Raw genomic sequence first — 17,717 nt, 5'->3', positions numbered from 1 at the left:
TCCTCGTGTACCTCCATCGCTCCACGCTCGGCCCCGTCGACCTGGCCTTCACCGACCGGTACGGCGGGGTCAGCGGCGTCCCCTACGCGGAGCTGAACCTGGCGCAGGACGACGCCGACGACGCGTCCGCGCGCTCGGAGAACCTGCGCCGGGTCGTCACCGACTTCGCCCCGGACCTGGTTGCCCGACCGGACGCCGGCGTCGCGCTGCCGGTCGCGCAGATGAGGCAGGTCCACGGGACCGTCGTCGACCTGGTCGAGGACCGGCGTTCCCCCGGACTCCCGGAGGCCGATGCGATGGTCACCGCGCGGCCCGGCGTCGTGCTGCTCGTCCGCGCGGCGGACTGCGTCCCGGTCGTGCTCGCCGACCCGGAGCACCAGGTGATCGCCGTCGCCCATGCGGGTCGCCGGGGGATGGTCGACGGCATCGCGGCCGCGACGGTGTCCCGGATGCGCGACAGCGGAGCATCCTCGATCCGCGCGTGGATCGGGCCCTCCATCTGCGGCGCCTGCTACGAGGTGCCGGCCGCGATGCAGGCCGAGGTCGGGGCGCTCGTCCCGGCAGCGGTGTCGACGACCTCCTGGGGGACGCCGGCCCTGGACATCGGCGCCGGGGTCCGCGCCCAGCTGGAGGCGGCCGGCGTCACCGTGGTCGACGTGGCCACCTGCACCCGCGAGTCGGCGGACCTGTACTCCTACCGGCGCGACGGCGCCGCGGCCGGTCGTCATGCCGGCCTGATCCGGCTGCACCCGAAGGGAACCCGATGACCCGCCGCGACGAGCTCGCCGCCAACCTTGCCGCCGTACGGGCTCGGATCGATGCCGCCTGCACGGCTGCCGGCCGCGCCCCGGGGGAGGTCGGCCTGGTGGTGGTGACGAAGTACTTCCCGGCCGCCGACGTACGCCTGCTCGCCGACCTGGGCGTCGGCGAGGTCGGCGAGAACAAGCACCAGGAGGCGTCGGCGAAGGCGGCCGAGTGCGCCGACCTCGGCCTCTCCTGGCACTTCATCGGCTCGATCCAGAGCAACAAGGCCGCGGCCGTCGCCCGGTACGCCGACGTCGTCGAGTCGGTCGACCGGGTCAAGCTCGTCCACGGCCTCAGCCGGGGTGCCGAGGAGTCCGGCCGGGTGGTCGACTGCCTGGTCCAGGTGAGCCTGGACGCCGGGGCTGATTCTGGCCCCTCGCACGGTCGGGGCGGTGCCGACCCGGCCGAGGTCGGCGCGCTGGCCGACGCGATCGCCGCGGCTCCGGCGCTCCGCCTGGCCGGGCTGATGGCGGTCGCGCCGCTCGGTGAGCCGGCCGCCCCGGCCTTCGCACGGCTGGCCGAGATCGCCAGCAGGCTCCGAGCGGACCATCCCGGGGCGACCGTGCTGTCCGCCGGGATGAGCGGCGACCTGGAGGACGCCGTGAAATTCGGCGCGACACACGTGCGTGTCGGCTCTGCGGTCCTCGGTCCGAGGCCTTTGGTCCAGTAATGTCCCCAAGTAGGCAGCAGCAGGATTCCAGACCCCCGTCCGGGGTCCGAACAGGCGTAGAGGAAGAGGATTCATGAGCGGCGCGATGCGGAAGATGGGCGTCTACCTCGGACTGCTCGAGGACGCCGAAGGTGAGTACGCCGAGCTCGACAACGCGTACGACGAGCCGACCCGTCGCCAGGCCGAGCCGGCGACCCGCTCGGTCTCCAACATCGCCGAGCGTCGCCGCCCGGCGCCCGCAGCTCCCGCCCAGGCCGCTCCGGCCCGTGCGGCCTCGCCGCTCTCCCGGATCACCACGCTGCACCCGCGGACGTACAACGAGGCCCGGGTGATCGGTGAGAACTTCCGTGACGGCATCCCGGTGATCATGAACCTCAGCGAGATGACCGAGTCGGACGCGAAGCGCCTGGTCGACTTCGCCGCCGGACTGGTTTTTGCCACGCGTGGCACCATCGAACGCGTGACGAGCAAGGTCTTCCTGCTGTCCCCGCCGAACGTCGAGGTAGCTGCCGAGGAGAAGGAGCTCATCGCCGAGGGCGGCTTCTTCAACCAGAGCTGAGCGTGTCTTGACCAACCCCGTGGGCATCGGCATCGACCTTGCCCTGAAGATCTTCATCGGTTTCCTGCTGGTCCGGCTCGTCGTGGACTGGATCCAGGTGTTCGCCCGTTCGTGGTCGCCGCACGGCCCTGTGCTGGTGGTTCTGGAAGCCGTCTACTCGGTGACCGACCCGCCGATCCAGGCGTTCCGCAAGGTGTTCAAGCCGCTCCGCATCGGGGGAGTGGCCCTCGACTTCAGCTTCCTGGCCGTCATGCTGATCTGTTTCCTGCTGCTCAACGTCAACGGCGCGCTCTGGCCCTGAGGACCGGGAATGCCGCTCTTGTCCGAGAACGGCTATTGTTCAATCCGCACTGTGTTCGATTCAGTACGAGTTTTGTCCGACTAACGAAGAATGGGTGAGGTCAATGCCGCTGACGCCTGAGGACGTGAGCAACAAGCGCTTTACTCCGGTCCGGCTCCGTGAGGGCTACGACATGGGCGAAGTAGACCAGTTCCTCGACGAGGTCGAGGCCGAGCTGGATCGCCTGAACAAGGAGAACGACGACCTCCGGACGAAGCTCAGCGCCGCCCAGCGCGGTGGTGGCGACTCGACCCCGGCCCCCGCGCCGGTCTTCGAGAAGGCCCCCGAGCCGGTCGCACCGCCCGCGCCTGTCGCGGTCCCCACGCCCGCCCCGGCCGCAGCGGCGCCGGTCCAGGAGTTCCGGGTCAGCACGGTGGCGGACGCCTCCAGCGCTGCCGCGAAGCTGCTCGAGATCGCCACCCGCAACGCCGACGAGCTCGTCGACGGGGCCAAGAACGAGGCCGACCAGATCATCGGTGCCGCCAAGACCAAGGCCGAGCGCCTCGAGGCCGAGACCAAGACCAAGACCGACCGCCTCGAGTCCGACGCCCGCACCCGCGCGGCGATGCTCGACTCCGAGACCGAGGCCCGCCGCAAGGAGATCTTCGGCAACCTCGAGAAGGAGAAGGACTCCCTCAACGGTGAGATCGAGGGGCTCCGCTCCTTCGAGCGCGAGTACCGCAGCCGGTTGAAGAGCTACTTCAGCCAGCAGCTCGAGGCGCTCGACGGATCGACCGCGACCTCGGCCAGCCTGCCCGTCGGCCAGGAGCACGCGCCCAAGCGGTTGAGGAGCATCCTCGGCGAAGACGCCGGCGACGCGTAGTCACCTGCAACACGAAGGGCCCCTCTCCTAGGAGAGGGGCCCTTCGTCGTTACCTCAGACGCGGAACACGTTGAACGCGAAGCCGACCTCATCGTCCGAGAACTCCAGGTCCGCCGGGGAGTCCGACTCCGCCATCGACGCCGCCAGTACCTCGTCGGCGATCAGGCCGCTGTGCTCGGCGAACGCCGCCGCCGTCGCGTCGCTCGCCGACCAGGTCAGGGCGATCCGGTCGGAGACGTCGAACCCGCTGTTCTTCCGCGCCTCCTGGATCATCCGGATGATGTCGCGGGCCAGTCCTGCCCGGCGCAGCTCGTCGGTCAGCTCCAGGTCCAGCGCCACCGTCTCGCCCTGCTCGTTGGCCACCGCCCAGCCCTCGCGCGGGCGCTCGGAGACGATCACCTCGTCGGCGAGCACCTCGACCTCCTGGCCGTCGAGCAGCACCGTCGCCCGGCCGTCGGCTGCCAGGGCGGCCGCCAGCACGGTCGGATCGGCGTCGGCGATCGCGGCGGCGACCCGGGGGGTCTCCTTCGCGAACCGCCTGCCGAGGGCGCGGAAGTTGCCCTTGGCGGAGTGGTCGACCAGGTCGGCGCCGGCGGCGCTGATCGGCTCGATGCCGCCGAGGTTCAGCTCGTCGGCGATCTCGGCGCGGAGCTCGTCGCTGAGCTGCTCGTACGCCGAGGTGCCGACGAGGGCACGCCGCAGCGGCTGCCGGGTGCGCACCTTCGCGTCGGCCCGGGCCGCCCGGCCCAGCTCGACCAGGCGGCGGGCGATCGACATCTGAGCACCGAGGCCCTCGTCGACCAGGGACCCGTCGACCTCCGGCCAGGCTGCCAGGTGCACCGACTCGGGCAGCTCCGCGGAGGTGGAGCGGAACACGTCCTGCCAGACCCGCTCGGTGATGAACGGGGTCAGCGGCGCCATCAGCAGCGTGACGACGTACAGGCACTCGTGCAGGGTGGCCAGCGCGGCCGGGTCGCCGTTCCAGAACCGCCGGCGCGAGCGCCGCACGTACCAGTTCGACAGGTCGTCCACGTACGCCGACAGCAGGGACCCGGCGCGCTGGGTGTCGAAGGCATCCAGCGCCGCCGTGACCTCGCGGGCGAGCAGGTGCGCCTCGGAGAGGGCCCAGCGGTCCATCACGGAGCGCTTGGCCACGGCCGGGGCCGGTGAGCCGGGGGCCCAGTCGGAGGTGCCGGCGTACAGGACCTGGAAGGCGACCGTGTTCCAGTAGGTCAGCAGCACCTTCCGGACGGTCTCCTGGATCGTCGTGTGCCCGACCCGACGGGCCGACCACGGCGAACCGCCGCAGGCCATGAACCAGCGCACCGCGTCGGCGCCGTGCTCCTCCATCAGCGGGATCGGCTCCAGGATGTTGCCCAGGTGCTTGCTCATCTTCCGGCCGTCCTCGGCCAGGATGTGGCCCAGGCAGAGCACGTTCTTGTACGACGACCGGTCGAACACCGTGGTGCCGACGGCCATCAGCGTGTAGAACCAGCCGCGGGTCTGGTCGATCGCCTCGCAGATGAAGTCGGCCGGGTAGGCGGCCTCGAACTTCTCCTTCGAGCCCTCGACGTGCGGGTAGCCCCACTGGGCGAACGGCATCGAGCCGGAGTCGAACCAGGCGTCGATGACCTCGGGGACCCGGGTCGCGACCTCGGCGCAGTTCTCGGCCGGGCAGCCGAACGTCACCTCGTCGATGAACGGCCGGTGCGGGTCGAGGCCGGACTGGTCGGTCCCGGTGAGCTCGGAGAGCTCCGCGAGCGACCCCACGCAGGTCTGGTGGCCCGCGGTGCAGCGCCAGATCGGCAGCGGCGTGCCCCAGTACCGGCTGCGGGAGAGCGCCCAGTCGATGTTGTTGTTGAGCCAGTCGCCGTACCGGCCCTCCTTGATCGTCTCCGGGAACCAGTTGGTCTGCTCGTTCTCGCGGAGCAGGGCGTCCTTCACCGCGGTGGTGCGGACGTACCAGGACGGCTGCGCGTAGTAGAGGAGCGCGGTGTGGCAGCGCCAGCAGTGCGGGTAGCTGTGCTCGTAGGGCACGTGCTTGAAGAGCAGGTCGCGCTGCTCCAGGTCCGCGGTGAGGTCGGCGTTGGCGTGCCGGAAGAACTGCCCGCCGACCAGCGGCACGTCGTCGGCGAAGTGGCCGTCCGGCTTGACCGGGTTGACCACCGGCAGGCCGTAGGCCTTGCAGACCGCCATGTCGTCCGCGCCGAACGCGGGGGACTGGTGCACCAGGCCGGTGCCGTCCTCGGTGGTGACGTAGTCGGCGAGGACGACGAAGTGGCTCTCGGTGCCCTCGGGGAATGCCACCAGCTCGAACGGCCGCTGGTAGCTCCAGCGCTCCATCTCGGCGCCGGCGACGGAGGCGACCTCGGAGTGCTCGTCGCCCAGCACGGCGTCGAGCAGCGGGCGGGCGACGACGACGCGCTTGCCCTGGTGCTCGGCAAGGACGTAGTCCACCGTCGGGTTCACGGCGACCGCGGTGTTCGAGACCAGTGTCCACGGGGTGGTCGTCCAGACCAGGAGGTCGGCCCCTTCCCAGGGGCCGCTGGTCAGCGGGAACCTCACGTACACGGACGGGTCGGTGACGGTCTCGTACCCCTGGGCGAGCTCGTGGTCCGAGAGCCCGGTGCCGCAGCGCGGGCAGTACGGCGCCACCCGGTAGTCCTCGACCAGCAGGCCCTTGGTGTGGATCTGCTGGAGCGCCCACCAGACCGACTCGATGTAGGCCGAGTCCATCGTCCGGTACGGGTTCTCGGTGTCGACCCAGTACCCCATCCGCTCGGTCATCTGCTCGAAGGCACCGACGTGGCGCTGCACCGACTCCCGGCAGCGCTCGTTGAACTCGGCGACGCCGAACGCCTCGATGTCGCCCTTGCCGGAGAAGCCGAGCTCCTTCTCCACGGCCAGCTCGACCGGCAGGCCGTGGCAGTCCCAGCCGCCCTTGCGGACGACGTACCGGCCGCGCATCGTGTGGAACCGCGGGAACAGGTCCTTGAAGACCCGGGCCTCGATGTGGTGGGTGCCGGGCATGCCGTTGGCCGTGGGCGGGCCTTCGAAGAACGTCCACGGCTCGCCGTCGCGGGTCAGCTCGACCGACTTGTCGAAGGTCTGCTGCTCCTTCCACAGGGCGAGGACGTCGCGCTCGAGCGCGGGCAGGTCGACCTGCGGGGGGACGGGGCGGTAGCCGGAGCTGCTGGTGTTCACGGTGTTCCTTCGGGTCATTGCGGAGGTTCAGCTTGGAGAAACCCGAAGGGACGAGGGCCATTTTCCGGCTCCCGCGGTACCACCCTCCTTGGCCGGCGCCCGGTACGGCGGCGCCTGCCCACTCACGATTCGCTGCTGCCGGTTCTAGTCCGTTTCGAGCATTCCGAGACGTTTCTTCCGGCGACTCCGGGGTGATGGCCCCATCAATGCCTGTGCAGCGGAACCAAGTGTGCCAGAGGGAACTGTTCATCTTCATCCCGGTATTGGCACGTCGCCGGACGGAATGGCGAGTTGAAGGGGCCCGCGTATGGGCCTATTGTCGCGGCCACGGTTATGACTTAGGTCATATTTCCTCTAGCCCGATGGGGGCGCGCTACCGATGGCAACGACCGGTAAGAAATCCCTGGTGAGCCGCGCAGGTGCTGCCGCGCGCAAAGTAGTCGGCAAGAAGGCGGCACCGGCGAAGAAGGCGGCGCCCGCCAAGAAGGCTCCGGCGAAGAAGGCGGCGCCGGCCAAGAAGGCGGCGCCCGAGAAGAAGGCCGCACCCGCCAAGAAGGCGGCGCCCGCGAAGAAGGCGGCGCCCGCGAAGAAGGCCGCACCGGCCAAGAAGGCGGCACCGGCCAAGAAGGCGGCACCGGCGAAGAAGGCTCCGGCCAAGAAGGCTCCGGCGAAGAAGGCGGCACCCGCGAAGAAGGCGGCGCCCGCGAAGAAGGCGGCGCCCGCGAAGAAGGCGGCACCGGCGAAGAAGGCTCCGGCTAAGAAGGCTCCGGCGAAGAAGGCGGCACCCGCGAAGAAGGCTCCGGCCAAGAAGGTCGCGCCGGCCAAGAAGGCTCCGGCGAAGAAGGTCGCGCCGGCCAAGAAGGCTCCGGCCAAGAAGGCCGCACCCGCCAAAAAGCCCACCCCGGCGAGCAAGCCCGCGACTACGCCGAAGCCGCCGTCAGCCAAGTTGGACGCACCTGTCAAAGTTGCCCCCGTGACCGCGACTCCCGCACCCAGCACCGCCAAGAAAACAGCTGCTCCGATCAAGGCCGCCACCAGCTCGAAGCTGGTCGTTCTCGAGGCCGAGGACCCGTGGACTAAGACCGAGCTCAACGAGGTGCGCACGCAGCTGCGCGCCGACGTGAAGCGCCTCCGGGCCGAGCTCGACGTCGTCGAGGGCGACCTCGCCCACCTGATGCGCGACGCCGGTGAAGGCGCCGGGAACGACACCGCCGACGTCGGCTCCGCGACCTTCGAGCGCGACCAGGAGATGACGATCGTCAACAACGCCCGGGACATGCTGGAGCAGTCCGAGCACGCCCTGGACCGGATCGCCGCCCGTACCTACGGCCGGTGCGAGGTCTGCGGCAACCCGATCGGCAAGAATCGTTTGATGGCGTTCCCGCGTGCCACAATGTGCATGACATGCAAGCAGCGCGAGGAGCGTCGCTGACCAGCGACTCCCACCCCACCAGGAGCAGGTCCCGTCTCGGGTGGGTTCTCGGTATCGCCGTCGCGGCCTGGGCCGTCGACCTCGGCACCAAGACCCTCGCCGTGCACCGTCTCTCCGACGGTGAGCAGGTCAACGTCATCGGCTCGCTGCTGAAGTTCCAGCTCACTTTCAACTCCGGGGCGGCGTTCAGCACCGGGACCGGTCTGACGCAGTGGATCAGCACCTTCGCGATCATCGCGTTCGTGGTGGTCCTGGTGGTCGCCCGCCGGGTCGGCACCCTCGGCTGGGCGTGGGCGATCGGACTGCTGCTGGCCGGGATCGCCGGCAACCTCACCGACCGGCTGTTCCGGGACCCCAGCCCCCTGCGCGGCCACGTGGTCGACTTCCTGGCCCTGCCGAACTGGCCGATCTTCAACGTGGCCGACATCTGCATCAACATCGCCGCCGGCCTGATCATCCTGTTCTCCTTCCGGGGGATCCCGCTCTCCGGCCAGCCGGCGACCGCCGAGGAGTCCGCCGAGGAGCCCAAGGAGTCCGGGCCCGCATGACGACCCCGACGAGCGACGAGCGCGCCCTGCTGGTGCCGGACGGCCTCGCCGGCGAGCGGGTCGACGTCGGGCTGGCCCGGATGTTCGGCATCTCCCGCTCCAAGGCCGCCGACCTGGTCCGCCAGGGGCTCGTGGCCCTGGACGGCTCGGCCGCGTCGAAGTCCGACCGGCTGCTGCCCGGCGCCCTGCTCGAGGTGAGCCTGCCCCCGGTCGCGAACCCGCTGGAGATCAACGCCGAAGAGGTCGAGGGCATCACCGTCATCCACGACGACGAGTCGATCGTGGTGATCGACAAGCCGGTCGGCGTCGCCGTGCACCCGTCGATGGGCTGGACCGGTCCGACGGTGGTCGGGCACCTGGTCGCCGCCGGCTACCGGATCGCGACCAGCGGAGCGCCCGAGCGGCAGGGCATCGTCCAGCGCCTCGACGTCGGCACCTCCGGCGTGATGGTGATCTGCAAGGGCGAGCGCGCCTACTCGGTTCTCAAGAACGCCTTCCGCAACCGGGAGATCGACAAGACCTACCACGCCCTCGTCCAGGGCCACCCGGATCCGCTGGAGGGCACCATCGACGCCCCGATCGGCCGGGCGCCGAAGTCGGACTGGAAGTTCGCGGTCCGCGAGGACGGCAAGCACAGCGTCACCCACTACGAGACGCTCGAGGCGCACCGCTTCGCCAGCCTGCTCGAGATCCAGCTGGAGACCGGGCGCACCCACCAGATCCGGGTGCACATGGCGGCGTTGAAGCACCCCTGCGTCGGCGACCTGACCTACGGCGCCGACCCGACCCTGGCGAAGCGGCTAGGCCTGGAGCGGCAGTGGCTGCACGCCGTACGGCTCGGCTTCACGCACCCGGACTCGGGGGAGTACGTCGAGTTCACCTCGCCCTACCCCGACGACCTGGCCCGCGCCCTGGAGAAGATCCGTGACGCCGATTGAGAGCGACGCCGACGTCCTGATCCGGCCCGGGACAGCCGAGGACCTGGCCGAGATCGCCGAGCTGTTCATCGCGACCCGGCGGGACGCGGTGCCGCAGATGCCACCGGTGGTCAGCGACGACGACGCGATCCGGCAGTGGTTCGCCGACCACTGCGACACCCACGAGTACTGGGTCGCCGAGGACGGCGAGATCATCGGGTTCGCGATGCTCGACGGCGCCTGGCTGAACTCCCTGTACGTCGGGCCGCCTCGGCAGGGCTCGGGCATCGGCTCGATGCTCCTGGACCTGATCAAGGCGCAGCGCCCCGACGGGTTCGGGCTCTGGGTCTTCGCCAGCAACGCCTCGGCGCGGGGGTTCTACCACCGGCACGGGCTGGTGGAGCTGGAGCACACCGACGGCTCCGCCAACGCGGAGCGCTCGCCCGACGTACGGATGGCCTGGCCCGGTCAGGACCCGATCCGCTACCTGCGGGGCCGGATCGACGACGTCGACGACGAGCTCGCGCTGCTGCTCGCGCGCAGGTTCGCACTCACCGCGACCGTGCAGGGCTACAAGTCCACCCCCGGCCAGCAGGGTCGCGACAGCGCCCGGGAGCGGGCCATTGCCGAGCGGATGGCGGCGCACGCCCCGGGGCTCGGCGCCGACGCGATCGCCCGGATCATGCACGCGGTGATCTCGGAGTCCCTGGACGCCTACGAGTCCCGGGGTCCACGATGAGGTCCGGATCACGTCCGGTCCGCCGGTGCCGGGGAACCCGGCCCGCCCACCGCACGTTGGAGTAGACATGCACAACCATTTCAACGGACTGAAGACGGCCCTCCTCCTCGGCGGGATCTTCGGCCTGCTGCTCGCCATCGGCGGCCTGGTCAGCGCCTCCACCGGCAGCATGGCCTTCATCTGGCTGTTCGCCCTGCTCGGCGTCGGGATGACGGCGTACGGCTACTGGAACTCCGACAAGATCGCGATCAAGGCAATGCGCGCGGTACCGGTCACCGAGGCCGAGCAGCCGGCGATGTACCGGATCGTCCGCGAGCTCTCGATGACCGCGGGCCAGCCGATGCCGGCGCTCTTCGTCTCGCCGACCGACGCCCCGAACGCGTTCGCGACCGGGCGCAACCCCGACCACGCGGCGGTGTGCTGCACCCAGGGCATCCTGACCCTGCTCGACGAGCGCGAGCTGCGCGGCGTCCTCGGCCACGAGCTGATGCACGTCTACAACCGCGACATCCTGACCTCCTCGGTGGCCGCTGCTCTCGCCGGGGTGATCACCTCGGTCGCGCAGATGATGATGTTCGCCTCGATGTTCGGCGGCGGCGGCAACGACGAGGACCGCCCGAACCCGTTCGTGCTGATCCTGATGTCGCTGCTCGCGCCGATCGCCGCCTCGGTGATCCAGATGGCGATCAGTCGCACCCGCGAGTACGACGCCGACGAGGACGGCGCCCGGCTCACCGGCGACCCGATGGCCCTGGCCAGCGCGCTGAACAAGCTGGAGCACGGGGTCGCGGCCCGGCCGCTGCAGGTCACCCCGCAGTTGCAGAACGCCAGCCACCTGATGATTGCGAACCCGTTCCGCGCCCAGGACATGTCCAAGCTGTTCTCGACGCACCCGCCGACCGCCGACCGGATCGCCCGGCTGCAGGCGATGGCCGGACGGGGTCCCGGCGGGTTCTGAGCCCCGGATCTCCCAGCCGCCCGGCGTGTCGTCACCGACGCGCCGGGCGTCCCTTTCGGCCAGCCGTCCCGGCCGTCGGAATGTCGGCCGTGCCTGACACAATCGCGGTCATCGGGGACGTAGGCTGACAGCCTTCCCCAGGCAGTTCCGAGACGCTTCGGCGTCCCCACCCACAGACCCCTCGGGAAGGTGATCCCCGCTCCATGCCGAACGGTTCCGGTGACGACTTCGTCCACCTGCACGTGCACACCGAGTACTCGATGCTCGACGGCGCCTCGCTGCTGGACGGCCTGTTCTCCCGGGTGAACGACCTCGGGATGACGTCGATCGCGATGACCGACCACGGCAACCTGCACGGGGCCTTCGACTTCTACTCCAAGGCGAAGAAGTACGGCGTCAAGCCGATCATCGGGATCGAGGCGTACGTGACGCCCGGGACGCAGCGCTCCGAGCGCCGCCGGGTCCGCTGGGGTCGCGGCGACGCCGCCGAGGAGGGTGGCGACGACGTAGCAGGCGGTGGCGCGTACACCCACATGACGATGTGGTCGGAGTCGACCGAGGGGATGCACAACCTCTTCCGGCTCTCCTCGCTCTCCAGCCTCGAGGGCTACTACTTCAAGCCGCGGATGGACAAGGAGATTCTGCAGGCGCACAGCAAGGGCCTGATCGTCTCGACGGGCTGCCCGAGCGGCGCGATCCAGACGCGTCTGCGCCTGGGTCAGTGGGAAGAGGCGGTCCAGGAGGCCGGCGAGCTCCAGGACATCTTCGGCCGGGAGAACGTCTTCCTCGAGCTGATGGACCACGGCATCTCGATCGAGAAGCGGGTCCGCGACGACCTGCTCAAGCTGGGCAAGCAGCTCGGCATCCCGCCGATCGCCACGAACGACTCGCACTACAACAACCCCGAGGACGCGGACGCCCACGACGCCCTGATCTGCGTCGCCTCCGGCAAGCGGCTCTCGGACACCAACCGGCTCAAGTTCGACGGCGGCGGCTACTACATCAAGTCGGCCGCCGAGATGCGCGCGCTCTGGGCCGACGGCTTCGGGATGCCCGAGGCGTGCGACAACACCCTGGCGATCGCCGAGCGCTGCCAGGTCGAGTTCACCGAGTCGACCGGCGGCTACATGGCACGTGCCGACGTACCGGCCGGCGAGACCGAGGAGTCCTGGTTCCGCAAGGAGGTCTGGCGCGGCATCGAGGCCCGCTACCCGGGGGACCGGCTCACCGAGGCGGTCCGCGAGCGCGTCGAGATGGAGCTCGGGATCATCTCGCAGAAGGGCTACTGCGGGTACTACCTCGTGGTCGCCGACTTCATCGGCTGGTCCAAGGACAACGGCATCCGGGTCGGCCCCGGTCGTGGTTCCGGTGCCGGGTCGATCGCGGCATACGCGCTGCGGATCACCGACCTGTGCCCGCTGGAGCACGGCCTCTTCTTCGAGCGGTTCCTCAACCCCGAGCGCCCCTCGATGCCCGACTTCGACATCGACTTCGACGACGTCCGCCGTGGCGAGGTCATCCAGTACGTCAGCGACAAGTACGGCTCCGAGCGGGTCGCCCAGATCGCGACCTTCGGCCGGCTCAAGGCGAAGGCCGCGATCAAGGACGCGGCCCGGGTGCTCGACCACGGCTTCGCGATCGGCGACAAGATCACCAAGGCGCTGCCGGCCGACGTGATGGGCAAGGGCGTCGCGCTCAAGGACATCTTCAACGCCGAGCACAAGCGGTACAACGAGGGCGGCGAGTTCCGCACCCTGCACGACCAGGACCACGACGTCCGGACGATCTACGGCACCGCGCTCGGTCTCGAGGGCCAGATCCGCAACTGGGGCGTGCACGCGGCCGGCGTGATCATGTCCAGCGAGCCGCTGATCGACATCGTGCCGATCATGGCGCGCCCGCAGGACGGCGCGGTGATCACCCAGTTCGACTACCCGATGTGCGAGTCGCTCGGCCTGGTCAAGATGGACTTCCTGGGCCTCTCCAACCTCCGCACGCTCGAGGACGCGCTGGCCAACATCGAGGCCAACCGCGGCGAGAAGGTGGTCCTGGAGGAGCTGCCGTTCGACGACCGGGCGACCTACGAGCTGATGGGCCGCGGCGACACGCTGGGCGTCTTCCAGCTCGATGGCGGCGGCATGCGGGCGCTGCTGCGCTCGATGCAGCCCGACCAGTTCGCCGACATCACCGCGGTCAGCGCGCTCTACCGTCCCGGCCCGATGGGTGCCGACTCGCACAACAAGTACGCGCACCGCAAGAACGGCCGCCAGCCGATCGAGCCGATCCACCCGGCCCTGGCGGCCGCGCTGGAGCCGGTCCTGGGGGAGACCTACGGCCTGATCGTCTACCAGGAGCAGGTGATGGCGATCGCGCAGGTGCTCGCCGGCTTCTCCCTGGGCGCCGCCGACAACATGCGCCGCGCGATGGGCAAGAAGGACGCCGAGAAGCTCGCCAAGGAGTACGACGGCTTCGAGGCCGGCATGCTCGAGCGCGGCTACCCGCGGGACGCGATCAAGAAGCTCTGGGAGATCCTGGTCCCGTTCGCGGACTACGCGTTCAACAAGTCGCACTCGGCGGCGTACGGGGTCATCACCTACTGGACCGCCTACCTCAAGGCGAACTACCCGACCGAGTACATGGCCGCCCTCCTGACGTCCGTCAAGGACACCAAGGACAAGATGGCGATCTACCTCAACGAGTGCCGCCGGATGAAGATCCAGGTGCTGCCCCCGGACGTGAACGCGTCGGCGCACGACTTCACCGCCGTCGGCAACGACATCCGGTTCGGCCTCACCGCGGTCCGCAACGTCGGGCACAACGTCGTCGACGGCATCGTCACCGCCCGGGGCGAGAAGGGCCGGTACGCCGACTTCAACGACTTCATGGACAAGGTGCCGGCGGTCGTGTGCAACAAGCGGGTCATCGAGTCGCTGGCGAAGGCCGGTGCGTTCGACGACATGAAGCACAAGCGCCGCGCGATCGTCGCCATCCACGAAGCCGCCGTCGACCAGTACGCCGACCTGAAGAAGAACGAGGCGATCGGGCAGGACTCCCTGTTCGCGGGCCTCGACGAGGCCGACGGTGCCGATCCGGGATTCGGGGTCTCGGTCGGCATCCCCGACATCGAGGACTGGGACAAGATGGTCCTGCTCGGGCACGAGCGCGAGATGCTCGGCCTCTACGTGAGCGACCACCCGCTGATCGGCGTCGAGCACATCCTGGCCTCGTCGAGCGACTGCACCATCGGCCAGCTGCTGATGGACGAGGAGCGCGCCGACGGCTCGCCGATCACGGTCTCCGGTCTGATCACCTCGGTCCAGCGGAAGATGACGAAGCGCGGCGACACCTGGGCGATGGTGACGCTCGAGGACCTCGAGGGCGCGATCGACGTCCTGCTCTTCCCGAGTGCCTACCAGCTCGCGGCGACCCTGCTCACCGAGGACGCCATCGTGACGGTCAAGGGCCGGCTGTCCCGGCAGAAGGACCAGCCCGAGCTGCACGGCCAGGAGGTCACCCTCCCGGACCTCAACGACGGCCCCAGCGGCCCGGTCATGATCGCGATGCCCTCGACCCGATGCACCGCCGCGGTGGTGGACCAGCTCAAGGAGATCCTGGCCACCCACCCCGGCACCTCCGAGGTCCGGCTCAAGCTGATGAGCCGGCAGTCGACCAAGGTGATGAAGCTGCCCGACCAGTTGCGGGTGACCCCCAGTCCGGCGCTGGTCGCGGACCTCAAGCAGCTCCTGGGGCCCGGGTGTCTAGGCTAGTGAGGATGAACAGGTTCCCACGTTGAGCGGCCCGGAGGCGCCGGCCGGTCCGTCGTACCCGAACGAGGTCGACGACTTCGACGCGATGCTGCTCCGCAAGGTGCTGCCGCGGCTGGTGGACCTGTCCTTCGTGCTGGCCTGGTTCGTCGTCGCGGGGCTGATCGCGGCCGTGATCTGGTGGCAGGTGACACCGCTGGCCGAGTACACCCGGACCACCGACAACGGCACTATGGACGAGCAGCAGCTGGCGGTGCAGGTCGCGGCCGACGGCTGGTTCTTCGTGGTCGCGGCGGTCGGCGGTGCGGTCAGCGGACTGGCTCTGATGCTGCTGCGCTTCCGCGCCCCGGTGCTGATGGTGGTCTGGATCGTCGCCGGCAGCACCCTGGCGTGGTACCTGACCAAGGAGATCGGCCTGCTCCTCGGGCCCGGCGACCCGAACGCGGCTCTGGCCTCGGTGGCCGTGGGCGACAAGGTGCCGCTGCAGCTCGAGTACGCCTCGAAGGGCCTGGCCTTCGTCTGGCCCACCGCGGCGCTCGCCGGAGCGCTGGTCGGCCTGGTCGGCGGCGAGATGCGGGAGTCGAGCCGTTCGTACCACCAGGCGCTGCAGCAGTACGGCTACGGGACCGACACCGGCCGGAACGGGTAAAGTGCGGCGATCTAACCCGCCCACCGGCTCCTGACGTCCTCGTGCACCCGGCGTCAGCGCACCGCCCGAGCAAGGGATCCGCATGTCTGACACCCACCCTCCCGAGATGCCCGAGGGCACCGAGCCGACGGCCCCGCTCCCGGTCGACGCCGAGCCGACCGCCCAGATCCCGGTAGCGCCCGCACCCGAGGCGGCCGGACGCGGAAAGCGTCGTACGGCGATCATCGCGACGGTGGCCGTCCTGGTCGTAGCCGTGCTCGGTGGCGGCGCGTTCGCCACCTGGAAGGTCTTCTTCGCCGGCGGACCGCAGCCCGCGGAGGCCCTGCCGACCTCGACGATCGCGATCCTCAGCGTCGACCTGAACCCGTCCGCGGGCCAGAAGATCGAGGCGATCAAGGCGATCCGCAAGTTCCCGGCGCTGCGCGAGAACCTCGGCCTGGAGACCCAGGACGACCTGCGGAAGTTCCTCTTCGAGAAGGCGACCGAGGCAGCCGGCTGCAAGGACTTCGACTTCGAGAAGGACGTCGAGCCGTGGATCGGCAAGCGCGCGGCGGTCGCGGCCGTCGACCTCGGTGACGACCTCCCGGTGCCGGCGATCGCGATCCAGGTCACCGACGGGGACAAGGCCCAGGCGGGCTTCGGCAAGGTCGCCCGCTGCGGCGACTTCGGGACCGACTTCGGCTTCGCGGTCGGCGACGACTACCTGATCGCCAGCGACAGCGCCAAGCACGCGCAGCAGATCCTGGACGACGGCGCCAAGAAGCCGCTCGCCGACGACGCCGCCTACCAGCGCTGGACCGACGAGGCCGGGGACCAGGGCGTGCTGAACTTCTACGTCGCGAAGAAGGCGGCGCAGTACCTGGCCGACGGCCTCGACGAGCTCGGCAAGTCGTTCACCGAGGGACTCACCGGCGGCATTGACCCCAGCTCGAGCGGTGGTGGCGGCACCTCCGTGCCGCTGAAGACCGAGTGCAGCGACGACCCGCTCGGCGCGGCCAAGGACCAGCTGGAGAAATTCGACGGCCTCGCCGGGACGGTCCGGTTCGCCGGCGGCGGCATGGAGCTCTCGCTCGCGACCCGCGGCGTCGAGCAGCTCGACTCGTCCGCGGCGGTCGGCGACAAGATCAGCAAGCTCCCGAAGGACACCGCGATCGCGGCCGGCATCGGCATCCCCCAGGGCTACGCGTCGGACCTGTTCACGTCGTTCAAGTGCGGCGCCGGAGCGGAGGCGAACGACTTCCTCAAGGACGCCGAGCGGGAGACCGGGCTGTCGTTCCCCGGCGACCTGGAGACCCTGCTGGGCTCGGCGGTGACGCTCTCGATCGGCGGGGACGCGCCGGCCAAGCTGAACGAGCTGGACGACCCCTCGAACGCGACGATCGGGCTGAGCATCGACGGGGACGCCTCGAAGATCGAGGACCTGATCGGCAAGGTCGAGACCGCCCTGGGCTTCAAGCTCTCCGACATCCCGATCCACCTGAAGACCTCGGACTCGCGGATCGTGGCCAGCCCGTCGGAGGACTACGCCGAGGAGCTGCTGAAGGACGGGTCGCTCGGCGATACCGCGAACTTCAAGAACGCGGTGCCGAACGCCGACAAGGCCGCCGGCGTCTTCTACGTCAACTTCGACTCGGGCTGGCGCGAGACGCTCGTCGAGTTCGCCAAGGAGCTGGGCGCGTCCGACGACGACGTCGAGGTCGCCGACGAGAACAGCAAGCCGCTGAAGTCCTTCGGGGTGAGCTCCTGGACGGAGGGCTCCACCAGCCACGTGCTGATCAAGCTCTCGACCGACTGATCGCTGCGGTGGTGGCCGCTGTCGCCGTGACCAGTGCCGTGGGTTCGACCCCCAGGTCGAGCCCACGGCGTCCGCCACTCACGTAGACGAGCGGGTGGTCGAGTGCGGACGCGTCGACCACGGTGCGCAGCCGCCGCTTCTGGCCGAGCGGGGAGATGCCGCCGACCACGTACCCGGTCACCCGCGCCGCGACCGCCGGGTCGGCCATCGTGGCCTTCTTGGCGCCGACCGCGTGCGCGAGGGACTTCAGGTCCAGCTCCCCGGTCACCGGCACCACGCCGACGACCAGCTCGGCATCGGCGTCGGCCACCAGCGTCTTGAAGACCACCGCGGGATCCAGGCCGAGTGCCTCCGCGGCCTCGATCCCGTAGCCCTCCGGACGGGCACCGCCGACCCGCTTCGCGGACCGGTCCGCCAGGTCGGCGTGCTCGTAGGTGTGCACGGTGAAGGCGATCCCGGCGCGCTCCAGCGCCACCATGGCCGGGGTTCCGGCAGAGGACTTCTTCGCCACCAGC

General features: G+C 69.8%; 15 protein-coding genes. 13 read left to right on the top strand and 2 right to left on the bottom strand.

Going from position 1 to position 17,717, the window contains the following annotated elements:
* Positions 1 to 5: 5 nt before the first annotated feature.
* From pgeF to EFK50_RS03170, 5 genes are all read left to right on the top strand, one after another.
* Positions 6 to 767 (top strand): peptidoglycan editing factor PgeF, encoded by a 762-nt coding sequence (gene pgeF, locus EFK50_RS03190; protein ID WP_123226099.1) that lies wholly within the window; start codon positions 6 to 8, stop codon positions 765 to 767.
* Complete coding sequence (locus tag EFK50_RS03185; protein ID WP_123226098.1) at positions 764 to 1,474, top strand: YggS family pyridoxal phosphate-dependent enzyme; 711 nt, start codon at positions 764 to 766, stop codon at positions 1,472 to 1,474. The genes pgeF and EFK50_RS03185 overlap by 4 nt, the downstream gene beginning before the upstream one ends.
* A 73-nt stretch (positions 1,475 to 1,547) precedes the next feature.
* Positions 1,548 to 2,033, top strand: a complete 486-nt coding sequence (locus tag EFK50_RS03180) for a cell division protein SepF (RefSeq protein WP_123226097.1) — start codon at positions 1,548 to 1,550, stop codon at positions 2,031 to 2,033.
* 19 nt (positions 2,034 to 2,052) lie between these two features.
* Positions 2,053 to 2,334 (top strand): YggT family protein, encoded by a 282-nt coding sequence (locus EFK50_RS03175; RefSeq protein WP_246004006.1) that lies wholly within the window; start codon positions 2,053 to 2,055, stop codon positions 2,332 to 2,334.
* Between the two features lie 103 nt (positions 2,335 to 2,437).
* The gene (locus EFK50_RS03170; protein WP_123226096.1) at positions 2,438 to 3,196 is read left to right on the top strand and encodes a DivIVA domain-containing protein; all 759 of its coding nucleotides are present in this window, start codon (positions 2,438 to 2,440) and stop codon (positions 3,194 to 3,196) included.
* A gap of 54 nt (positions 3,197 to 3,250) precedes the next feature.
* On the opposite strand, the gene ileS is transcribed toward EFK50_RS03170, so the two are convergent.
* Complete coding sequence (gene ileS, locus EFK50_RS03165) at positions 3,251 to 6,418, bottom strand: isoleucine--tRNA ligase (protein WP_123226095.1); 3,168 nt, start codon at positions 6,416 to 6,418, stop codon at positions 3,251 to 3,253.
* A gap of 388 nt (positions 6,419 to 6,806) precedes the next feature.
* On the opposite strand from ileS, the gene EFK50_RS22900 reads away from it, so the two are divergent.
* The 8 genes from EFK50_RS22900 (at position 6,807) to EFK50_RS03125 (ending at position 17,202) form a co-directional block, all read left to right on the top strand.
* Positions 6,807 to 7,832, top strand: a complete 1,026-nt coding sequence (locus EFK50_RS22900; protein WP_342772364.1) for a TraR/DksA family transcriptional regulator — start codon at positions 6,807 to 6,809, stop codon at positions 7,830 to 7,832.
* On the top strand, positions 7,805 to 8,380 hold the full coding sequence (lspA, locus tag EFK50_RS03155) for a signal peptidase II (protein WP_123226094.1): 576 nt from the start codon (positions 7,805 to 7,807) through the stop codon (positions 8,378 to 8,380). The genes EFK50_RS22900 and lspA overlap by 28 nt, the downstream gene beginning before the upstream one ends.
* Positions 8,377 to 9,318 carry an RluA family pseudouridine synthase gene (locus tag EFK50_RS03150; RefSeq protein ID WP_123226093.1) on the top strand — a complete coding sequence of 314 codons (942 nt, stop codon included), beginning with the start codon at positions 8,377 to 8,379 and terminating at the stop codon, positions 9,316 to 9,318. Before lspA ends, EFK50_RS03150 begins: the two co-directional genes overlap by 4 nt.
* A complete protein-coding gene (locus EFK50_RS03145) occupies positions 9,305 to 10,036 on the top strand; it encodes a GNAT family N-acetyltransferase (protein WP_123226092.1) in 732 nt (243 codons plus the stop codon). Before EFK50_RS03150 ends, EFK50_RS03145 begins: the two co-directional genes overlap by 14 nt.
* 67 nt (positions 10,037 to 10,103) lie before the next feature.
* Positions 10,104 to 10,994 (top strand): zinc metalloprotease HtpX, encoded by an 891-nt coding sequence (gene htpX, locus EFK50_RS03140; protein WP_123226091.1) that lies wholly within the window; start codon positions 10,104 to 10,106, stop codon positions 10,992 to 10,994.
* Between the two features lie 203 nt (positions 10,995 to 11,197).
* Positions 11,198 to 14,761, top strand: coding sequence for a DNA polymerase III subunit alpha (dnaE, locus tag EFK50_RS03135; RefSeq protein WP_123226090.1), 3,564 nt, complete (start codon positions 11,198 to 11,200; stop codon positions 14,759 to 14,761).
* Between the two features lie 22 nt (positions 14,762 to 14,783).
* Positions 14,784 to 15,407: a hypothetical protein gene (locus EFK50_RS03130; protein WP_123226089.1), complete on the top strand. Its 624-nt coding sequence runs from the start codon at positions 14,784 to 14,786 to the stop codon at positions 15,405 to 15,407.
* Between the two features lie 82 nt (positions 15,408 to 15,489).
* Positions 15,490 to 17,202, top strand: coding sequence for a DUF3352 domain-containing protein (locus EFK50_RS03125; protein ID WP_123226088.1), 1,713 nt, complete (start codon positions 15,490 to 15,492; stop codon positions 17,200 to 17,202).
* Here EFK50_RS03125 and ybaK read toward each other — a convergent pair.
* Positions 17,183 to 17,716 carry a Cys-tRNA(Pro) deacylase gene (gene ybaK / locus EFK50_RS03120; RefSeq protein WP_246004048.1) on the bottom strand — a complete coding sequence of 178 codons (534 nt, stop codon included), beginning with the start codon at positions 17,714 to 17,716 and terminating at the stop codon, positions 17,183 to 17,185. The two genes, EFK50_RS03125 and ybaK, sit on opposite strands and share 20 nt — an antisense overlap.
* Position 17,717: the final 1 nt, after the last annotated feature.

It is taken from the genome of Nocardioides marmoriginsengisoli, from assembly GCF_003725695.1.
Taxonomy (GTDB): Bacteria; Actinomycetota; Actinomycetes; order Propionibacteriales; family Nocardioidaceae; genus Marmoricola; species Marmoricola marmoriginsengisoli.
This window is presented reverse-complemented; position numbering and strand designations above follow the sequence as displayed.